Annotated in this window: 16 protein-coding genes and 1 pseudogene; 12 read left to right on the plus strand and 5 right to left on the minus strand. The window is 64.5% G+C overall.

Annotation, left to right across the window (positions count from 1 at the left end; all coding sequences use genetic code 11):
- Window positions 1-236 precede the first annotated feature (236 nt).
- A complete protein-coding gene (locus ACSQ3P_RS09380; protein ID WP_436165324.1) occupies window positions 237-941 on the minus strand; it encodes a GntR family transcriptional regulator in 705 nt (234 codons plus the stop codon).
- 144 nt (window positions 942-1085) lie between these two features.
- Between ACSQ3P_RS09380 and ACSQ3P_RS09385 the strand changes: the two genes are divergently transcribed.
- The 4 genes and pseudogenes from ACSQ3P_RS09385 to ACSQ3P_RS09400 form a co-directional block, all read left to right on the plus strand.
- Window positions 1086-2270: a 2-methylaconitate cis-trans isomerase PrpF family protein gene (locus ACSQ3P_RS09385; protein WP_436165325.1), complete on the plus strand. Its 1185-nt coding sequence runs from the start codon at window positions 1086-1088 to the stop codon at window positions 2268-2270.
- Between the two features lie 255 nt (window positions 2271-2525).
- Window positions 2526-2942 carry a winged helix-turn-helix transcriptional regulator gene (locus tag ACSQ3P_RS09390; RefSeq protein ID WP_436165326.1) on the plus strand — a complete coding sequence of 139 codons (417 nt, stop codon included), beginning with the start codon at window positions 2526-2528 and terminating at the stop codon, window positions 2940-2942.
- The gene (locus ACSQ3P_RS09395; protein ID WP_436165327.1) at window positions 2939-3778 is read left to right on the plus strand and encodes a dienelactone hydrolase family protein; all 840 of its coding nucleotides are present in this window, start codon (window positions 2939-2941) and stop codon (window positions 3776-3778) included. The genes ACSQ3P_RS09390 and ACSQ3P_RS09395 overlap by 4 nt, the downstream gene beginning before the upstream one ends.
- Before the next feature lie 31 nt (window positions 3779-3809).
- A pseudogene (locus ACSQ3P_RS09400) lies at window positions 3810-4070 on the plus strand (transposase); the annotation flags it as partial.
- A gap of 1 nt (window position 4071) precedes the next feature.
- Here the strand turns inward: ACSQ3P_RS09400 and ACSQ3P_RS09405 are convergent.
- Window positions 4072-4752, minus strand: coding sequence for a GntR family transcriptional regulator (locus tag ACSQ3P_RS09405; RefSeq protein WP_436165328.1), 681 nt, complete (start codon window positions 4750-4752; stop codon window positions 4072-4074).
- A gap of 392 nt (window positions 4753-5144) precedes the next feature.
- Between ACSQ3P_RS09405 and prpB the strand changes: the two genes are divergently transcribed.
- From prpB to ACSQ3P_RS09440, 7 genes are all read left to right on the plus strand, one after another.
- Window positions 5145-6089 (plus strand): methylisocitrate lyase, encoded by a 945-nt coding sequence (gene prpB, locus ACSQ3P_RS09410; protein ID WP_436165329.1) that lies wholly within the window; start codon window positions 5145-5147, stop codon window positions 6087-6089.
- A gap of 210 nt (window positions 6090-6299) precedes the next feature.
- Window positions 6300-7466 carry an ABC transporter substrate-binding protein gene (locus ACSQ3P_RS09415; RefSeq protein ID WP_436165330.1) on the plus strand — a complete coding sequence of 389 codons (1167 nt, stop codon included), beginning with the start codon at window positions 6300-6302 and terminating at the stop codon, window positions 7464-7466.
- A 79-nt stretch (window positions 7467-7545) separates the two neighbouring features.
- Entirely contained in the window at window positions 7546-8415 is an 870-nt protein-coding gene (locus ACSQ3P_RS09420; protein ID WP_436166222.1) for a branched-chain amino acid ABC transporter permease, read from the plus strand.
- Window positions 8415-9404: a branched-chain amino acid ABC transporter permease gene (locus tag ACSQ3P_RS09425; RefSeq protein ID WP_436165331.1), complete on the plus strand. Its 990-nt coding sequence runs from the start codon at window positions 8415-8417 to the stop codon at window positions 9402-9404. The genes ACSQ3P_RS09420 and ACSQ3P_RS09425 overlap by 1 nt, the downstream gene beginning before the upstream one ends.
- Entirely contained in the window at window positions 9401-10162 is a 762-nt protein-coding gene (locus tag ACSQ3P_RS09430; protein ID WP_436165332.1) for an ABC transporter ATP-binding protein, read from the plus strand. Before ACSQ3P_RS09425 ends, ACSQ3P_RS09430 begins: the two co-directional genes overlap by 4 nt.
- The gene (locus ACSQ3P_RS09435; RefSeq protein WP_436165333.1) at window positions 10155-10862 is read left to right on the plus strand and encodes an ABC transporter ATP-binding protein; all 708 of its coding nucleotides are present in this window, start codon (window positions 10155-10157) and stop codon (window positions 10860-10862) included. The genes ACSQ3P_RS09430 and ACSQ3P_RS09435 overlap by 8 nt, the downstream gene beginning before the upstream one ends.
- 29 nt (window positions 10863-10891) lie before the next feature.
- Window positions 10892-11779 carry an NAD(P)-dependent oxidoreductase gene (locus tag ACSQ3P_RS09440; RefSeq protein ID WP_436165334.1) on the plus strand — a complete coding sequence of 296 codons (888 nt, stop codon included), beginning with the start codon at window positions 10892-10894 and terminating at the stop codon, window positions 11777-11779.
- 16 nt (window positions 11780-11795) lie between these two features.
- On the opposite strand, the gene ACSQ3P_RS09445 is transcribed toward ACSQ3P_RS09440, so the two are convergent.
- Both ACSQ3P_RS09445 and ACSQ3P_RS09450 read right to left on the minus strand, forming a co-directional pair.
- Window positions 11796-12599, minus strand: coding sequence for an N-acyl homoserine lactonase family protein (locus ACSQ3P_RS09445; RefSeq protein ID WP_436165335.1), 804 nt, complete (start codon window positions 12597-12599; stop codon window positions 11796-11798).
- A gap of 10 nt (window positions 12600-12609) precedes the next feature.
- A complete protein-coding gene (locus ACSQ3P_RS09450; protein WP_436165336.1) occupies window positions 12610-13566 on the minus strand; it encodes a Bug family tripartite tricarboxylate transporter substrate binding protein in 957 nt (318 codons plus the stop codon).
- A gap of 327 nt (window positions 13567-13893) precedes the next feature.
- Between ACSQ3P_RS09450 and ACSQ3P_RS09455 the strand changes: the two genes are divergently transcribed.
- Complete coding sequence (locus tag ACSQ3P_RS09455; protein WP_436165337.1) at window positions 13894-15372, plus strand: aldehyde dehydrogenase; 1479 nt, start codon at window positions 13894-13896, stop codon at window positions 15370-15372.
- A 251-nt stretch (window positions 15373-15623) separates the two neighbouring features.
- On the opposite strand, the gene ACSQ3P_RS09460 is transcribed toward ACSQ3P_RS09455, so the two are convergent.
- Window positions 15624-15854 carry a flagellar hook protein gene (locus ACSQ3P_RS09460; RefSeq protein ID WP_436165338.1) on the minus strand — a complete coding sequence of 77 codons (231 nt, stop codon included), beginning with the start codon at window positions 15852-15854 and terminating at the stop codon, window positions 15624-15626.
- Window positions 15855-15894: the final 40 nt, after the last annotated feature.

Raw genomic sequence — 15894 nt, forward strand, 5'->3', positions numbered from 1 at the left:
TTGTATACAAAAGAATGCAATAACCTGCCTACACTGATTTCGCTGGTCTCATCTCTTATGAGTTCCGAGTGCCGACCAAGGTTGCCAACGGTGTCCCAGTCAGGGCGCGGCGCAGAGGTCGCAGATGTGCATTCCACGTGGATCGCCGCGCGGAAAGCGGAATGCGTGAAGCGATGGCCGGCGGCCTTGCCGCCTCGCCTCAAAAGTCGAGCAGAGATCGCGATCCGTCCGAGCGGCTAGGCCTGGTCCCGTTCGGCGCCCAGGCCGACGCGTCGCTCGTGCTCGATGATCGCGCGGCGCGCTTCGAGCGCGCCGAGAACATGGGCACGCGCAAGCGCGTCGGCCCGTTCGCCATCATGGGCGGCGATCGCCTGGAAGATTGCCATGTGTTCGCCATGAGCGATCGCCGGCCGGCCTGCCATTGCCAAGGTCGTCGGCCCCAGAAGCGCGATGGAATCCTGCAGGGCGTGAAGGCTGCGTTCGAGAAATCGGTTATGGGCAGCGAGGTGGATCGCTTCGTGAACGGCCCGGTTGTGCCGGTAGAGAACGATCGCCTCGTCGCCAAGCCCAGGCTCTTCGTCGATCAGCCTGCCCAATTGGGCGAGATCGCGGGGGCTGGCGTGACGGGCCGCCATTGCGGCGGCCGTCCCCTCCAAGGCTGCGCGCATCTCGTAGAGTTCCTCGACCGCGTCCATGTCGAGCATCGAGACAACGAGCCCCGTCCTCGGACGCAATTCGAGCAGCCCCTCCAGCTCGAGCCTGGACAAAGCCTGCCGCGTCGGTGTCCGGCTGATGCTGAGGCGCTCGGCGAGTTCGATTTCGCGCATCCGGCGGCCGGGCGCAAAGCGGCCCTCGACGATTTCGCGGCGCAAGGCGGCATAGGCGTAATCAGCCGCCGAAGCGAATTTTTCGCGATCCTGCATTCCTGTCACGTCGCTCATTCGGCGGCAACCGGCCTCTCATTGCGGCCGCGTGTCGCGCCGACACCGTTGCTAGCACGCCGCACACCCGCCCTCCAGATTCCGGTAGCATCCATTCACATGAATGTATACAAGTGCATCCAAAATCACTGGAACGGCTCTCGCATGCCCCAGACACACCTTAGAGCGACTTTCATGCGCGGCGGGACCTCCAAGGCCGTCGTGTTCAACAGGCACGACCTCCCGGCCGACCCGGCAGCCTGGGACCCGATCTTCCTCGCCGTGATGGGTTCGCCAGACCCCAACGGCCGCCAGCTCGACGGCATGGGAGGCGGGCTCTCCTCGGTCTCGAAGATCTGCATCGTCGGGCCATCGACGCGGCCCGATGCCGATATCGACTACACCTTCGCGCAAGTCTCGGTGAAGAGCGCATCTGTCGACTACAGCGGCAATTGCGGCAACATGTCCTCCGCCATGGGGCCGTTCGCCGTCGAGGAAGGGCTTGCAGGCGCGCCGGCGGACGGCGAGGCCGTCGTGCGGATTCATAATACCAACACCGGCAAGGTCATCATCTCGCGCTTCGCCATGCGAGGCGGAGAGGCAGAGACGCAAGGCATTTTCGCGATCGACGGCGTGGGCGGCACCGGAGCCCCGGTCCGGCTCGAATTCGTCGAGCCCGGCGGTACCAAGACTGGCAAGCTGCTGCCGACAGGGCGGCCCCGCGACGTTCTCGATGTGCCAGGGCTTGGACGCGTGGAGGCCTCGCTGATCGATGCCGCCAATCCGTGCGTCTTCGTCGAGGCCGGCACCCTGGGCAAGCAGGGCGGTGAGTTACCCGATGCGCTCGAACAGGACGCCGTCTTTCTCGCTCAGATGGAGGCGATCCGCTGCGCAGCCTCCGTCGCCATGGGAATCGCGCCCGATCTCGCCGCCGCAGCCGCCATTGCCAGCGTGCCGAAGGTCGCAATGATCGCTGCGCCGGCCCGCATGACGACTCTTTCCGGACGGGTTCTGGAAGCCGAGGCGATGTCGCTGGCGATCAGGATGATATCCATCGGGCAGCCCCACCGCGCGGTGCCGATCACGGGCGCGACCTGCCTCGCCATTGCGGTTCGTATCGCCGGCTCTCTCCCGCATGCGCTGGCGCAAGGCCAGGAGGCGCCGATCACCATCGCCCACCCTTCCGGCACGACGGTCGTCGACGCCGCAGTCGAGCATGCCGACGATCCGGCCCGCGCCCATGCTGTCCATGGCGCCGTTTATCGAACAGCGCGCCGGCTCTTCGAGGGCAAGGTGTTCTACAAGACGCCGCAGACGGCGGAGCGCGCAGGTCAACTTGCCGCTGAGTGAAAAAGAACTCCGTGCAGGCGACAGCTTAGGGCCCGGACCCATTAATTGCGGCCGCGGAAACCTGTATGGCCTCGCTGAGCGCGGGAACTGCCTGTAGGACAAGCGAACGGGTCGGTTCGAGAGTGGAATACGAGGCCTCAGAGACCGCCCTAAGTGCAGAAGTTGCACCTAGCCCGTCGCTGAGCTAACTAGGTTCGTATGTCGAACCTAGGCCGTCCCCGTTCCAGTCCGGTTGCTATGGAAGACTGCGGTCTCGTGGCCGCGGCGGAACTGCTTGCGGATCGCTGGAGCTTGCTGATCCTCCGCGAGGCGTTCTATGGGGTCGCCCGCTTCGATGATATCCAGGTTGATCTTGGCGTGCCCAAGGTGACGCTGTCGGACCGGCTGAAGAAACTGGCCGAGGCCGGCCTGTTGGCCGAGGAACCGTACCAGAATGAGGGGCAGCGGACCCGCCGGGCCTATGTGCTGACGCCGGCCGCACGCGCTCTGACCCTGCCCTTCATGGCTCTGATGCAGTGGGGTGACGAGGCGGTCATGCATCGCAGTTCCGCCCTCGCCATGACGTCCTCGACCGGAAGTGCCGTTCGCGTCGGCTTCATCGACGCGGAGGGGCGCGCCGTCGAGCCCAGGGCCGTCACCTTCACTGTAGTCAAGCGAAGGACAGACCGATGAGCCCCCGCCCCGTCACCCAGGACGACTCACTAGAGGACTTCACCGCGCGCAGCGTCACGCTTGAGGGGACGACCAAAACCGTCCATGTCGGGGGCACGGGCCCCGCGGTCATCATCATGCCGGAGATGCCGGGCATCAGCCCGCATGTCGCTCGCTTCGCCCGATGGGTCCGCGATGCCGGGTACACCATCTACATGCCGTCGCTGTTCGGGCGCGACGGTGTGTTGCTGGATGCGCAGGAGGCGGCCGGCGTGTTCAAACGCGCCTGCGTCAGCGCCGAATTCCATGCACTTGCGGGAAAGGGGGCGAGCCCGGTGACGGGTTGGCTGCGCGCGCTCGCCCGCCTAGCTCATGGGGAGTGCGGAGGCCCCGGTGCCGGCGCGATCGGCATGTGCTTCACCGGCAACTTCGCACTGTCGATGATGCTGGAGCCCGCCATGCTGGCCCCGGTCCTATCGCAGCCGTCCCTGCCACTGGACGACCCGACCGGTATCGAAAGCGATGCGGCTGAACTCACCGCCGTCAGGCAACGGCTGGAGCACGACGACCTCACGGTCAAGGCCTACCGGTTCGAAGGTGATTCCTTCTGCCAGGCCAAGCGGTTCGAGGCCTATCGCCGCGCATTGGGCGAGCGCTTCCTGGCGCGTGTACTGCCGGACGACGCTGCGGCCAGCGAGGATCTCCCGCCGTTCCACAGGGCCTTTGTGACGACGCCGCACAGCGTTATGACGGCACACCTGATCGATCAGGCGGGGCAGCCGACCATCGCGGCGCGGGACGAGGTTCTCGCATTCTTCAAGACTAGGCTGCAAACAAGGCAGCGCCGGAAAACATGATGAGGGTTTCCTCGGGGCCGGAATCTGATTCAAGGTCTACGACACCAACGCCGTGCGCCGAAAGATCGAGGCCAAGGAGGCCGCGCCCAATATCCCGCCTAAGGTCAATCGCCGCTGGAAAAGCTGCTTTTCGCCCTACCTGTACCGCAACCGCATTAGCATCGAGCGCATGTTCAACCGGCTGAAGGATTTCCGCCGCATCGCCACCCGCTACGACCGGCTGGCCGTCAGTTTCCTCGCCGCCGTCCAGATCGCCGCCATCGTCAGCTATTGGTATGAGTCCCGGCCCTAGCCTAGACCGCAACCGCCTTGGCGCGGCGTTTGGGCGCTGCTGGGCCGGTCTGCGGAAGATCGCCCTGGATCGAAAGCAAGGCATGCCGCAAATGGCTGCGCATCGCATGTTCGGCTGCGTCGGCGTCACGCGACTTCATCGCCACGATCACCTCGCGATGCTCCCGCAAGGCATCCTGCGCGCGGCCTTTCCGCGAGGACGAGCGATAACGGTAGACGCGGAGCAGGTGATAGAGGTCATCGCACAACATCTGGATCAGCTTGACGTTGCCGCTGCCCTGGATGATGCGGAAGTGAAAGTCGAAATCGCCCGGACGCTGATAATAGCTGTCCCCGGCCTTGAGCGGCCCGGCCTTGGCATGCCCTTCGACCAGCTGGCTCAATTCGTCCAGCTCGGCGTCGGTCATACGCTGCGTCGCGAGCCGGCAGGCCATGCCTTCGAGCGCCTCGCGCACATGCAGCAGGTCGGAGAGATCTCCCGGCTGCAATGCCGCAACGCGTGCACCGATATGGGGAACGCGCTCGACCAGCTTCTTGCCTTCCAGGCGACGAATGGCTTCGCGGACGGGGCCGCGGCTCACACCGAAGGACTTCGCCAGACCGACCTCGTCAAGCCTGGTATGGGGCGGATAATCGCCCTTGATGATGGCCTCCTCGAGCCATTCGAAAGCTCGGTCAGCCAAGGTTCTGCCGTCGAACAAGGGAGGCCCCACAGAATACCTTCCAGCCATGCGTTTCAGCGCGCGAATCGCGAGCCCGCCCCTGATAACGGGCGCCGGCATCCTAGCACGCGGATCATGTCATTTGTCGACAGTCGGATGTAAAAGGCCCATCTGCTTTCGTCGTGGCCGGGAGAGCACATCTTTTGCTAGCCCTGATCGCTTCTTGAAGCGCTCTGGCGCCGTCAAGCAGCAGCCGCCACCACCATTCGTTAGCGTGCACCTGGCGTGTCAGCACATGTGTCAAGCATCGCTGTTAACGGTCTACTGTTGACAATGACGCAATCTCCTGTTTGCGTCAGGGCAAGCAGTCGAGCCGGCGGCAGAGCCGCCATGACGATCCGGAGTGAGCGACAATGCCGTATCTCGCCGCCACCGATTTCAGCCCGGAGCCGGCTGGCCATCGGTTTCGCGAATTGCTGAAGCGCCCCGGCATCCTCCCGATGCCGGGCGCCCATAACGGCATGGCCGCCCTTCAAGCCAGACAGGCCGGCTTCGGCGCGCTCTATCTGTCGGGCGCCGCCATGACCGCCTCGATGGGCCTGCCCGATCTCGGCATCATCACGGTCGACGAAGTCGCCTTCTTCATCCGGCAGCTCGTTCGCGCCGCCGATCTCCCGGTGCTGGTCGACGGCGATACCGGCTATGGCGAAGCCCTCAACGTGATGCACATGGTGCGCGTCTTTGAGGATGCCGGCGCCGCCGCCGTGCAGATCGAAGACCAGCTCCTGCCGAAGAAATGCGGGCACCTCAATGACAAGAAGCTCGCCGACGCTCAGGATTTTGCGGCGAAGGTTGCAGCCGCCGCCCGAGCTCGCCGCCATCTCTACATCATCGCGCGAACCGACGCCGCCGCCAGCGAAGGGATCGAAGGGGCAGTGGCCCGCGCTCGGCTCTACATGCAGGCTGGGGCGGATGCGATCTTTCCCGAAGCCCTGACGACTGCGGAGATGTTCAAGGAGTTCGCCCGCCGCATGCCAGGCGTGCCTCTGCTGGCGAACATGACGGAGTTCGGCCGCACGCCTTTCTTCACCGCCGCCGAATTCGAGGCCATGGGCTACAAGATGGTGATCTGGCCGGTCTCCTCGCTGCGCGTCGCCGCCCATGCCCAGGAGAGGCTCTACGGTGCACTGAAGCGGGATGGCGGAACCCATAACATGCTGGACCGCATGCAGACCCGCGCCGAACTCTACCGCACCATCGCCTATGCCGACTACGAGGCCCTGGATGCGAGCATCGTCCAGACCATCGTTCCCGAAGGCATGCCGCAGATGTCGCCATCGGCGGTTCCGGTGAAATGACGCCCGGCCACGGGCGTCAGGCGGCTGCCCTCACACCCGATGCCTTCGGCCGGTGCGCGAAGCTGTTCGCGGACAGCGACACGGAAGCGACGGCAAGACATCGAACTTACGGCGAGGCGTAATGTCTCATGTTGACAGTTGACGATGTAGTGCGCCTCACTCTATGTAAACTGTCTACAATACAAAGAAAACGATCCAGGGGAGGATGATATGAAGACGTCTGTTTGGGCTCTCGCACTCGCTGCTTCGTCAGGGCTCGCCGCTCCGGCTTTCGCCCAGGCCGAGGACAGTTTCACGATCGGCGTCCATGCCAGCTTTTCCGGCGCCGGCGCGGCCTTTGCGGAAGGCATGCTCGCAGCAACGGAACTTGCCGCGGAAGACGTCAACAAGGACCGCGGTCTCGAGGTCGCAGGCAAGCGCTACAAGGTGCTCGTCAAGCAATATGACGACCGCTACCGCGCCCAGGACGCGGTGACCGCGATGGATCGCCTGATGATCCAGGATGGGGTCCGCTTTGTGATCGGCCCGATGGGCTCGGCCGCCGCGGTCGCGACCAAGGCGCAGACAACCTCCGGCAAGGTCATCACCATGACGCTGGGCTTCACGCCTCGCGCTTTGGGCCCGGACGCGCCCTACGCTTTCCGCCCGGTGATCACGACCGCCGAGTTCTCCGACCCGCAAATCGCCTGGCTGCTCAACAACAACCCGGCCAAGAAGATCGTCTCGCTGCTTCCCAATGACGAGACCGGACAGCAGATAGGAGCGGGCAACACCAGCGCTTATGCCAAGGCTGGCGCCAAGCTTCAGGTGGAATATTTCGAGCGCGAACGCGTCGATTTCGTACCGGTCCTCACCCGTGTGCTGATGCAGGCCGACGGGCTGGAGCTCGGAGGCAACTCGCCGACGACGGCAGGCCTCATCCTGAAGCAGGCGCGGGAGCTGGGCTACAAGGGGCCCGTCTTCATCACCGGAGGCGACGTCGCCGCCGAGCTGGTCAAGGTCGCCGGCAAGCAGGCGGCTGAAGGCACCTACGTGCATCTGCCGATCGACGCTGGACTGCCCGGCACCGCCGCCTATGTCGCCCGTTACAAGGCCAAATACGGCCCGAACATGAACGGTTTCAGCCCCTTCTTCTATTCCGGCCTGCAGATGCTGTTCGCCGCGATGCAGAAGGCAGGAACGGTGGACGACAACACCAAGGTCGCCAAAGAGCTCGAGGCACTGTCCAACTTCCCGACCGCAATCGGCAATGCGAGCTGGACGGGCGAGAAGCGCTACGGCGTCAACCACCAGATCGACCTGCCGTTCTACATCGGCCGGATCAAGGATGGCGCCGCCGACAAGGTCGCGATCTGCAACGTCGAAGCCTGCCGCTAAAGCGGCGACAGCCGGCGGAGGTGGCCCACGCAAGCCGCCTCCCCGACCGCATCCCAAACGGAGTGTCTGCCTCGTGAGCATGACAACCATCCTCGCCCAGACGGTCGTCAATGGACTGATGGTGGGCATGATCTACGTGCTGATGGCCATCGGTTTCACCATGGTCTTCGGCATCATGCGCATCGTGAATTTCGCCCATGGCGAGTTCTACATGGTGGGCGCCTTCCTCTTCGCCATTCTCTACGGCAGCAATGACCTGCCCTTCGCCGTCAGCCTCACGCTTGCTGTTTTGGCCACCGCGCTATTGGGGCTCGTCATGGAGCGGCTGGTCTTCAACCACTTCCGCGGCAACGAGATCAACGGCATGATCGCCTCGGTGGGCATCGCGCTCATCATGCAAAACACAGCGCTGCTGATCTGGGGTTCCTCGCCACGCTCCGTGCCGGCTGTCGTTTCGGGCGTGCTGTCGGTCGGCGACGTGGTCTTCCCCTGGTCGCGCCTCGTCGTCATTTTCGGCGCCATCGTCGCGGTCTTGCTGCTCTATCTGCTGATCTCGCACACCCAGATCGGCCGCGCGATGCGGGCTGTCGCTCAGGATTCCGAGATCGCGCTGGTGCAGGGAATCCGGGTCGACGTCATCTTTCCGCTCGCCTTCGTGCTCGGAGTGGGCCTGGCCGCCCTGGCCGGCGCACTGATGGCGCCCGTCCTCTCTGTGTCGCCCTTCGTCGGCTTGGCACCGACGCTGAAGGCCTTCGTGATCGTCGTCATCGGCGGGCTGGGCAGCGTGCCAGGCGCGGTCGCCGGTGGATTGCTCATCGGTCTTCTCGAAAGCTTCGCGGGCACTTTCATGAGCGCCGCATTGGCGGAGATTCTGCAATTCCTGGTCGTGATCGCGGTCGTGCTGCTGCGTCCCCAGGGGCTGCTCGGCCGCAAGGAGCGCGAAGCGTGATGCCCCGCACCCCATCGAAGCCGTGGCGTCGCGGTGCTGTCGCGATTGCGGTCGCCGCGGCGGTCCTGCTGCCTTGGCTCGCGCCGAACCAGTTCTATCTGCATCTGGGCACGCTGGCCTGCCTCAACCTGATGCTGGTGCTGGGGCTCGCCATCATCGCCCGCGCTGGGCAGCTCTCCATGGGCCATGCGGGCTTTGCCCTTGTCGGCGGCTATGTCTCGGCGCTACTGGCGATGAATGCAGGCTGGCCGCCCTTGCTCGGCATTCTCACAGCGGGCCTCGTGGCGGCCACCTGCGCCGCGCTGCTGGGCTGGATCATTCTGCGCCTGCGCGGGGTTTATTTCGTGCTGGTCGCATTCTCCTTCAGCCAGATCGTCGTGCTGCTTGCCCTCGACATGAGCCATGTGACTGGCGGCGCCAACGGCCTCGTCGGCGTGCCGCCGATTTCGATCTTCGGCCATGTGCTGGCCAGCAAGCCGAACTTTTATCCTTTCGCGCTTGCCTGCGCATTGGCGACGCTCGCCTTCACCTGGCTGCTCTACCGCTCGCCCTTCGGCGACATGATGGCCGCCACGGCGGAGAACCAGCGCCTGACCGAGTCAAGCGGCGTCGACACGCATCTGACCCAGGTCATCGCCTTCACGGTCGGCTCCGGCATAGCGGGCATCGCAGGGGCGCTCTCGACCCATTATCTCCAGTTCATCTCGCCGGATTCCTTCACCTTCTGGGAATCGGTCTCCTATCTGACGATGCTCGTTGTCGGCGGACGCGCCGGCGTGCTTGGCCCCGTGATCGGCGTGCTCGTGCTCACGCCGCTGCCAGAGCTGCTGCGCGCGACGCAAGGCTTCCAGCACATCATCTACGGCGCGGTCCTGGTTCTCTGCCTGATGTTCCTGCCGGATGGCCTCTCCAGCCTCGCTCGCAAGCTGCGCGCACGCGCCGGAAACGCAAAGGCTCCGGCCGCGCTCGCACTGGAGACGCAACCATGACCCTTCTCGACGTCAGCGGCGTGAAGCGCGCCTTCGGCGGCCTTGTCGCCGTCCGCGACGTGTCGTTCACCGTGGCAGAAGGTGACTTCCTCGGTCTCATCGGCCCCAATGGCGCCGGCAAAACCACATTGTTCAACGTCATCTCGGGCGTGCTTGCACCCTCCGCCGGCCATGTGCGCTTTCGCGGTCAGGACATCTCTGGCCTGCCTGCCAACCGCATCGTGCGGCGCGGACTGTCCCGGACCTTCCAGGCGGCGACCATCTATCCCGAAGCTAGCGTGATCGAGAACGCAATACGCGGCGCCTTCTCATCGACGCGCTTTGGCCTGCGCAACAGCCTGTTTCCGGCACGCTGGCGCGCGGAAGCCGAGGAGAAGGCGCTCGCGATCCTCGATCTCTTCGGCCTGTCGCGCCGCGTGGGCCTCAAGGCGCGCGAACTCGCCTATGGCGAACAGCGCAGGCTCGGCGTCGCGATCGCGCTCGCCAGCGATCCCAAGCTGCTGATGCTCGACGAACCGGTCGCCGGCCTGAACCCGGAAGAGGCGAGCGAGCTCGCGGCTGTTTTGCGCAAGGTCAAGGCCGAGCGCGGCGTCACCATGGTGCTGGTAGAGCATCACATGCGGACCGTGATGGGGCTGTGCAACCGCATCGTCGTGCTCGACCACGGCACGCTGATCGCGCAAGGATCACCAGCCGACATCGTGGCGAATCCGCAGGTGATCGAAGCCTATCTCGGCAAGGATGCCGTCCATGCTTGAGGTCCGCGGCATCAGTGTCAATTATGGCGGCGTCACCGCGCTGCGCAATCTGAGCCTGTCGGTCGCGGAGGGGGCGATCGTCTCGCTGATCGGTTCGAACGGCGCCGGCAAGACCACGACCCTGAAAGCGATTATCGGGCTGAAATCCGTCGTGCGCGGCGAGATCCATTTCGACGGCAAGCGCGTCGAGGCGCTCACTGCGCCGCAGCGTGTGGCGCATGGCATCGCCCTGTCGCCGGAAGGCCGCCGCGTCTTCCCGCAGATGAGCGTCGCCGACAACCTTCTGATCGGCGGCTATGTCCGCAATGACAAGGCCGACCGACAAAGGACGCTGGAGCGCATCTACCAGTATTTTCCGCGTCTCGTTGAACGACACGGCCAGATGGCGGGCTCGCTCTCCGGCGGCGAGCAGCAGATGCTCGCGATCGGGCGCGCGCTGATGGCCAAGCCGCGGCTTTTGCTGCTGGACGAACCCTCGCTCGGCCTCGCCCCGATCATCGTCGACGAGATCGCGCGGATCATCACCGAGATCAACCGCGACACCAGGATGTCGATCATCCTGGTCGAACAGAACGCCAAGCTCGCGCTGAACCTGTGCGACCAGGCCTATGTGCTCGAGACCGGCGCGGTGACCTTGAGCGGAAACGGCAAGGACCTCCTCGCCAGCGACTATGTAAGGCGGGCTTATCTGGGCATCTGAGGCTCGGCCGCCGATATCGGGAGATGGATATGACCACCAAGACAACCCTCGGCTTCATCGGCCTCGGCGTGATGGGCGAACCCATGTGCCGCCATCTCGTCCAGAAGACGAGCGCCGACGTCACGGTCCACGACATCAATGCCGCGCCGGTGACGCGCCTCGTCACGCAGGGCGCCCGCGACGGCGGCTCGCTCGCCGAGGTCGCCAAGGCCGACATCGTCTTCATCTCGATGCCGAGCGGCGCGCATCTCCAGCGGATCTGCGAGGGCCCCGACGGCCTCCTCGCCTTCGCTCGCCCCGGCCAGATGATCGTCGATCTTTCCACCAGCCCGCTCAAGCTGACGCGCGAACTGGCTGCCGCTTTCGCGGCCAAGGGCGCGGACTATGCCGATGCGCCCATCGCCCGCACACGCGCTGCTGCCGAGGCCGGCACGCTCGCGATCACCGTCGGCGCGACACCCGAGATCTTCGCACGCGTGGAGCCTCTGTTGCGTTGCTTCGCAGCAGAGGTGACACATTGCGGCGAGGTCGGCTCAGGCCAGGTTGTGAAGATTCTGAACAACATGGTCGTGGTCGGCACGGTGACGGCGCTCTGCGAGGCAGCCGCCATCGCCGAATCCGCCGGCATCGACAGGCAGGCGCTGTTCGAGGCCTTCGCCAAGGGCTCCGCCGACAGCTTTGCCCTGCGCAATCACGGCTTCAAGGCCGTCGCTGCGCGCGAGTTCCCCGAGCGCGTCTTCTCGACGGATTACATGCTCAAGGACGTCTCCTATGCGCTGGAGATGGCCAGGGACGGCGGCATCGACGCAAGAGAGGCTGCGCTGGGCGCGCGCCTCCTCGGTGAAGCCTCGCAGCAGGGGTTCGGCGCAAATTACTGGCCGGTGATCATCAAGGTCATCGAAGGCGCGGCACGGTAGGCCCCTGCCCCGGGCATCATCCGCCGGGCCTACCAAGCGGGTCGGCATCGAGCCGCACGATACCGTCGAGCCCGTTGCGCGCGGCCGGGAACAGCGACAGCACCTGTCGGTCATGGCCCGGGATGATGTGCGACGCGGTTTCGGTCATCGCCTTGATCGTGTCGAAGCCGGCAAGCATCTCGTCCATGTCGGCGAGTACCGGGAATGGCCGCTGTTCCAGGATGTTGGCGTAGAAATGCGACGCGTCCGAGGCCAGCACGACGAAGCCGCGCCGCGTCCGCACCCGCACGACCTGCAGACCGCTAGTATGCCCGCCGACCCAATGCAGCGAGATACCGTCAGCGAAGTCCGATTGGGGTTGGTGGAAGGCGACCCTGCCTTCGAAGTTCATCTTGACCATATGGCTGACGTCTTCGGCGTTGTAGGCCTTGGCCTGCGTCGGCTCGCACATGCAGCGGCCCGTGCAGAAATGCATCTCGCGCTCCTGCACGTGGTAGCGCGCTTGCGGGAACAGCCCGTGATTGCCGGCATGATCCCAGTGCAGATGCGTCAGGATGACGTCCTTCACGCTACCCGGATCGATATCGATCTGCTTCAGGCCTTCGGCGACCGGGCGCGACACGCTCCAGCCACGGACCTGTCCGGATGTCTCGTCGAAGCCGGTATCGACGATGACCGTGCGGTCCGCGCCAACCAGCGCCCAGACGAAGAAATCCATCGGCATCGGCCGGTCGGCGGGATCGCCGCCGATAAAATTCTCGGGCGAGCGGCGCTCATCCTTCCGTGCATAGCGGATCGCATAGATCTCATAGTCGGACATCACCTGAACCTCACTGACGCTCGATGCCGGCTTCGCGGGTGAGATTGGCCCATAGATCGAGATCGTCGGAAACATGCTGAGAAAATGGCTTCGGGCCAAGCCATTGGGCTTCGAAGCCGATTGCGGCGAGACGCTTGCGCATATCGGGCTCGTCGAGGACCTGGTGCAGCGTGTCAGCGAGTTTTGAGACGATCTCGGGAGGCGTACCCTTGGGCGCAAATACCCCTGTCCAGGCAGACAGGTCGAACAGTTGAACGCCCTCTTCCGTCATCGACGGAATCGAGGGGAACAACACGGTGCGGTTCTTCGTCGTCGTCGCAAGAGCGCGCGCCAGCCCAGCCTGCACCTGGGGCAAGGCCGGTGGCATGTCGAGAAACATCATGGAGACGCGACCGGCAATCAGATCGGTAATGCCCTGGGGGCTGTTCCGATAAGGCACCGCGACCAGGTCGACGCCGGCACGCTTCTTCAGCATTTCACCCGAGAGCTGGCCGATGGCGTTGGCATAGGCGAAGGAAAGCGAGCCCGGCTTGTCCCTAGCAAGCGCGACGAGATCGCGGACGGTCTTTGCCGGAACCTCGGGGTTGACGATGAGGAAATAGGGATACAGGCCGAGCTGGGAGATCGGCGCGAAATCAGCTTTCGGATCGTACTGGATCGACTTCAGCATGCTCGGATTTGCGGCATGGGTCGACGACCCACCCGCCATCAAGGTGTAGCCATCCGGCGCGGAACGGGCGGCGGCGGCGGCGCCCACGGCACCATTCGCCCCCACCCGGTTTTCGATGATGATCGGCGTCTTGAGCAGTTCGGAGACCCGCTGGAAGACGATACGCGACACGGCATCCGTGCCGCTGCCGGCGCCGAACGGCACGATCAGCGTGATCCTCTGGGAGGGATAAGTCTCAGCCGCGGCAAGCCAGCAGCTCGAGACGAGAAGGGCGACGCCCAGCAGAAACCGTTTCACGGTTTTATCCTCCCATTATTGTTTACTGTTAACATTCTACGTGCACACCCGCTACCGTCAAGCGCTCAGTGTCCCGTCTGCTGCTGCTCTCAGCGCACGCACAACGACCATTGCTAACTGTTGACAACGCCGAAGGCCTGGAGTCAAACCACTCGGGCGATCGGACGAGGAGCCCGGCAGAGACAGCCCTTCCATCATGGCAACGGGGCCGTTTCGCGAAGGGCGGCAGGCCACCGCCCATGAAGAAACGCGCCTCGTCGGTCCCGTAAGACCACGCGGCGAACGGCGGCTCGAAAGGGCGCCGCTTCTCAGAGAATCGAGGAAACGATGCGCAAGACCTATGATCTTTTCATCGCCAACGAGTCGGTCCGCGCCGCGAACCAGGAATGGTTCCCTGCTATCGACCCCTTCCGGCGAGAACCATGGGCCGAAATCCCCCAGGCGAGCGCCGATCAGGTCGCCGATGCGATCGCCGCCGCGCGCCGAACCTTCGACACCGTTTGGAGCAAGACCTCGGGTCTGGCGCGCGCCACGCTGCTGCACAAACTGGCCGATCTGCTCGTCGAACAGGCCGAGCGCATGGCGGTGATGGAAAGCACCGACAACGGCAAGATCATCCGCGAGACGCATGGCCAGATGCATTTCGCGGCGCGCGCCTACCGTTTCTTTGCTGGCTGCGCCGACAAGATCTTCGGCGATACGATCCCCCTCGATCAGCGCGACGTCTTCGATTTCACCCGGCGCGAGCCGCTCGGCGTGGCTGTCCTGATCACCGCCTGGAACTCGCCGATGGGTTTGCTTGCCAACAAGCTCGCGCCAGCTCTGGCTGCAGGCAATTGCGTCGTGATCAAGCCCTCCGAGCACGCCTCGGTGACGACGCTGGAATTCGCCGAGCTTGTCCGGCAGGCCGGCTTTCCGCCCGGCGTCGTCAACGTCATCACAGGCGACTACCGGACCGGGCAGGCCCTGCTCGCGAGCGGGCGCATCGACCGAGTGAGCTTCACGGGAAGCCCCAATGTCGGACGCCAGATAGCCGCCGAGGCCGGCCGCCTGCTGGTTCCCGTCACGCTTGAGCTGGGCGGAAAATCGCCCAACATCATCTTCGAGGACGCCGATCTCGACAAGGCGACCGTCGGCGCGCTCGCTGGCATCTTCGGCGCCACGGGCCAGACTTGCATCGCCGGATCGCGACTGCTGGTCCAGCGCTCGGTCCATGACCAGATCGCGGCGCGGCTGGTCGAACGCGCGCGCAAGATCAGGCTTGGCAACCCCCTCGACAAGGCGACGGAGATGGGAACCGTGGCGAACGAACCGCAGTTCGCGCGCATCCTGCAATGCATCGACGAGGCGAAGGGCGAAGGTGCGGTGCTCGCGACAGGCGGCAAATCAGCCTCCGGCGAAGACCTCGGCAAAGGCCTCTTCATCGAGCCGACGATCTTCACCGGCGTCGACAACGGCATGGCGATCGCCCAGGAAGAGGTCTTCGGGCCGGTGCTGTCGATCATTCCATTCGATACCGAAGAGGAGGCCGTGGCGATCGGGAACGACACCAGATACGGCTTAGCCTCGGGCGTCTGGACCACGAACCTGTCGCGCGCCATGCGCGTCTCGAGGGCGATCCAGGCGGGCACCGTCTGGGTCAACACCTATCGGGCGTCCAGTGCGATGGCACCGTTCGGTGGCTTCAAGGAATCGGGTTTCGGCAAGGAGCGCGGCGTGATGGCGCTCGACGAATTCCTGCAGACCAAGAATGTGATGATCGATTTCTCGGATGAGGAGCGTGACCCGTTCGCACTCAAGCTCTGAGCAAAGGAGATAACACCGACCGATGCTGAGCGGTCTTGAGCCTGCCCCCGATGTCGGGCCGGCCAGTTGGCCGCTTCCAGGAGGCAGATCGGTCACCACAGCCTGTATGCCGATGGCCAATGTGGAGCCCGATTGGGGGCTTGCCAGTGAGCGTTCAGGCAGCCTAAGCGCGGCTCGTCACAGCCCATCAGTTGCGCTGCTTTCAAAAACCGGCAGCCAGGATACCGGCTGCCGGCAATTTTCAAACCGGATTAGCCGGTAACGGCGGCGCTGAAGCCGGTCTCGCTGCTGAAGGAGAGCGTCGCGGGCTTGTACACAAGCTCGGCCGGCAGCGTTGCGGAGAACGTGCCCGAGCGATCGCCGAAGCTGTAGCTGCCGGACACGGCGCCATTGGCCGAGATGTCGACCGTGGAGGCGAATTGGAACGCGCCGCCGCTGACGAGGTCGAGCATGTCGGCGTTGATTTCGGTGATGCTGTTCATTGTAGTCTCCTATTGGTCGTGGTTGGAGGTGGAGGATTTG

It is taken from the genome of Allobosea sp. LjRoot9, assembly GCF_964252745.1.
Taxonomy (GTDB): domain Bacteria; phylum Pseudomonadota; class Alphaproteobacteria; order Rhizobiales; family Beijerinckiaceae; genus Allobosea.

Bases quoted from the DNA above. Each gene is read 5' to 3' on its own strand.
- ACSQ3P_RS09380 (WP_436165324.1), bottom strand. From the start codon at position 941: ATGAGCGACGTGACAGGAATGCAGGATCGCGAAAAATTCGCTTCGGCG.
- ACSQ3P_RS09385 (WP_436165325.1), top strand. From the start codon at position 1,086: ATGCCCCAGACACACCTTAGAGCGACTTTCATGCGCGGCGGGACCTCC.
- ACSQ3P_RS09395 (WP_436165327.1), top strand. From the start codon at position 2,939: ATGAGCCCCCGCCCCGTCACCCAGGACGACTCACTAGAGGACTTCACC.
- prpB (WP_436165329.1), top strand. From the start codon at position 5,145: ATGCCGTATCTCGCCGCCACCGATTTCAGCCCGGAGCCGGCTGGCCAT.
- ACSQ3P_RS09415 (WP_436165330.1), top strand. From the start codon at position 6,300: ATGAAGACGTCTGTTTGGGCTCTCGCACTCGCTGCTTCGTCAGGGCTC.
- ACSQ3P_RS09420 (WP_436166222.1), top strand. From the start codon at position 7,546: ATGACAACCATCCTCGCCCAGACGGTCGTCAATGGACTGATGGTGGGC.
- ACSQ3P_RS09425 (WP_436165331.1), top strand. From the start codon at position 8,415: ATGCCCCGCACCCCATCGAAGCCGTGGCGTCGCGGTGCTGTCGCGATT.
- ACSQ3P_RS09430 (WP_436165332.1), top strand. From the start codon at position 9,401: ATGACCCTTCTCGACGTCAGCGGCGTGAAGCGCGCCTTCGGCGGCCTT.
- ACSQ3P_RS09435 (WP_436165333.1), top strand. From the start codon at position 10,155: ATGCTTGAGGTCCGCGGCATCAGTGTCAATTATGGCGGCGTCACCGCG.
- ACSQ3P_RS09440 (WP_436165334.1), top strand. From the start codon at position 10,892: ATGACCACCAAGACAACCCTCGGCTTCATCGGCCTCGGCGTGATGGGC.
- ACSQ3P_RS09445 (WP_436165335.1), bottom strand. From the start codon at position 12,599: ATGTCCGACTATGAGATCTATGCGATCCGCTATGCACGGAAGGATGAG.
- ACSQ3P_RS09455 (WP_436165337.1), top strand. From the start codon at position 13,894: ATGCGCAAGACCTATGATCTTTTCATCGCCAACGAGTCGGTCCGCGCC.
- ACSQ3P_RS09460 (WP_436165338.1), bottom strand. From the start codon at position 15,854: ATGAACAGCATCACCGAAATCAACGCCGACATGCTCGACCTCGTCAGC.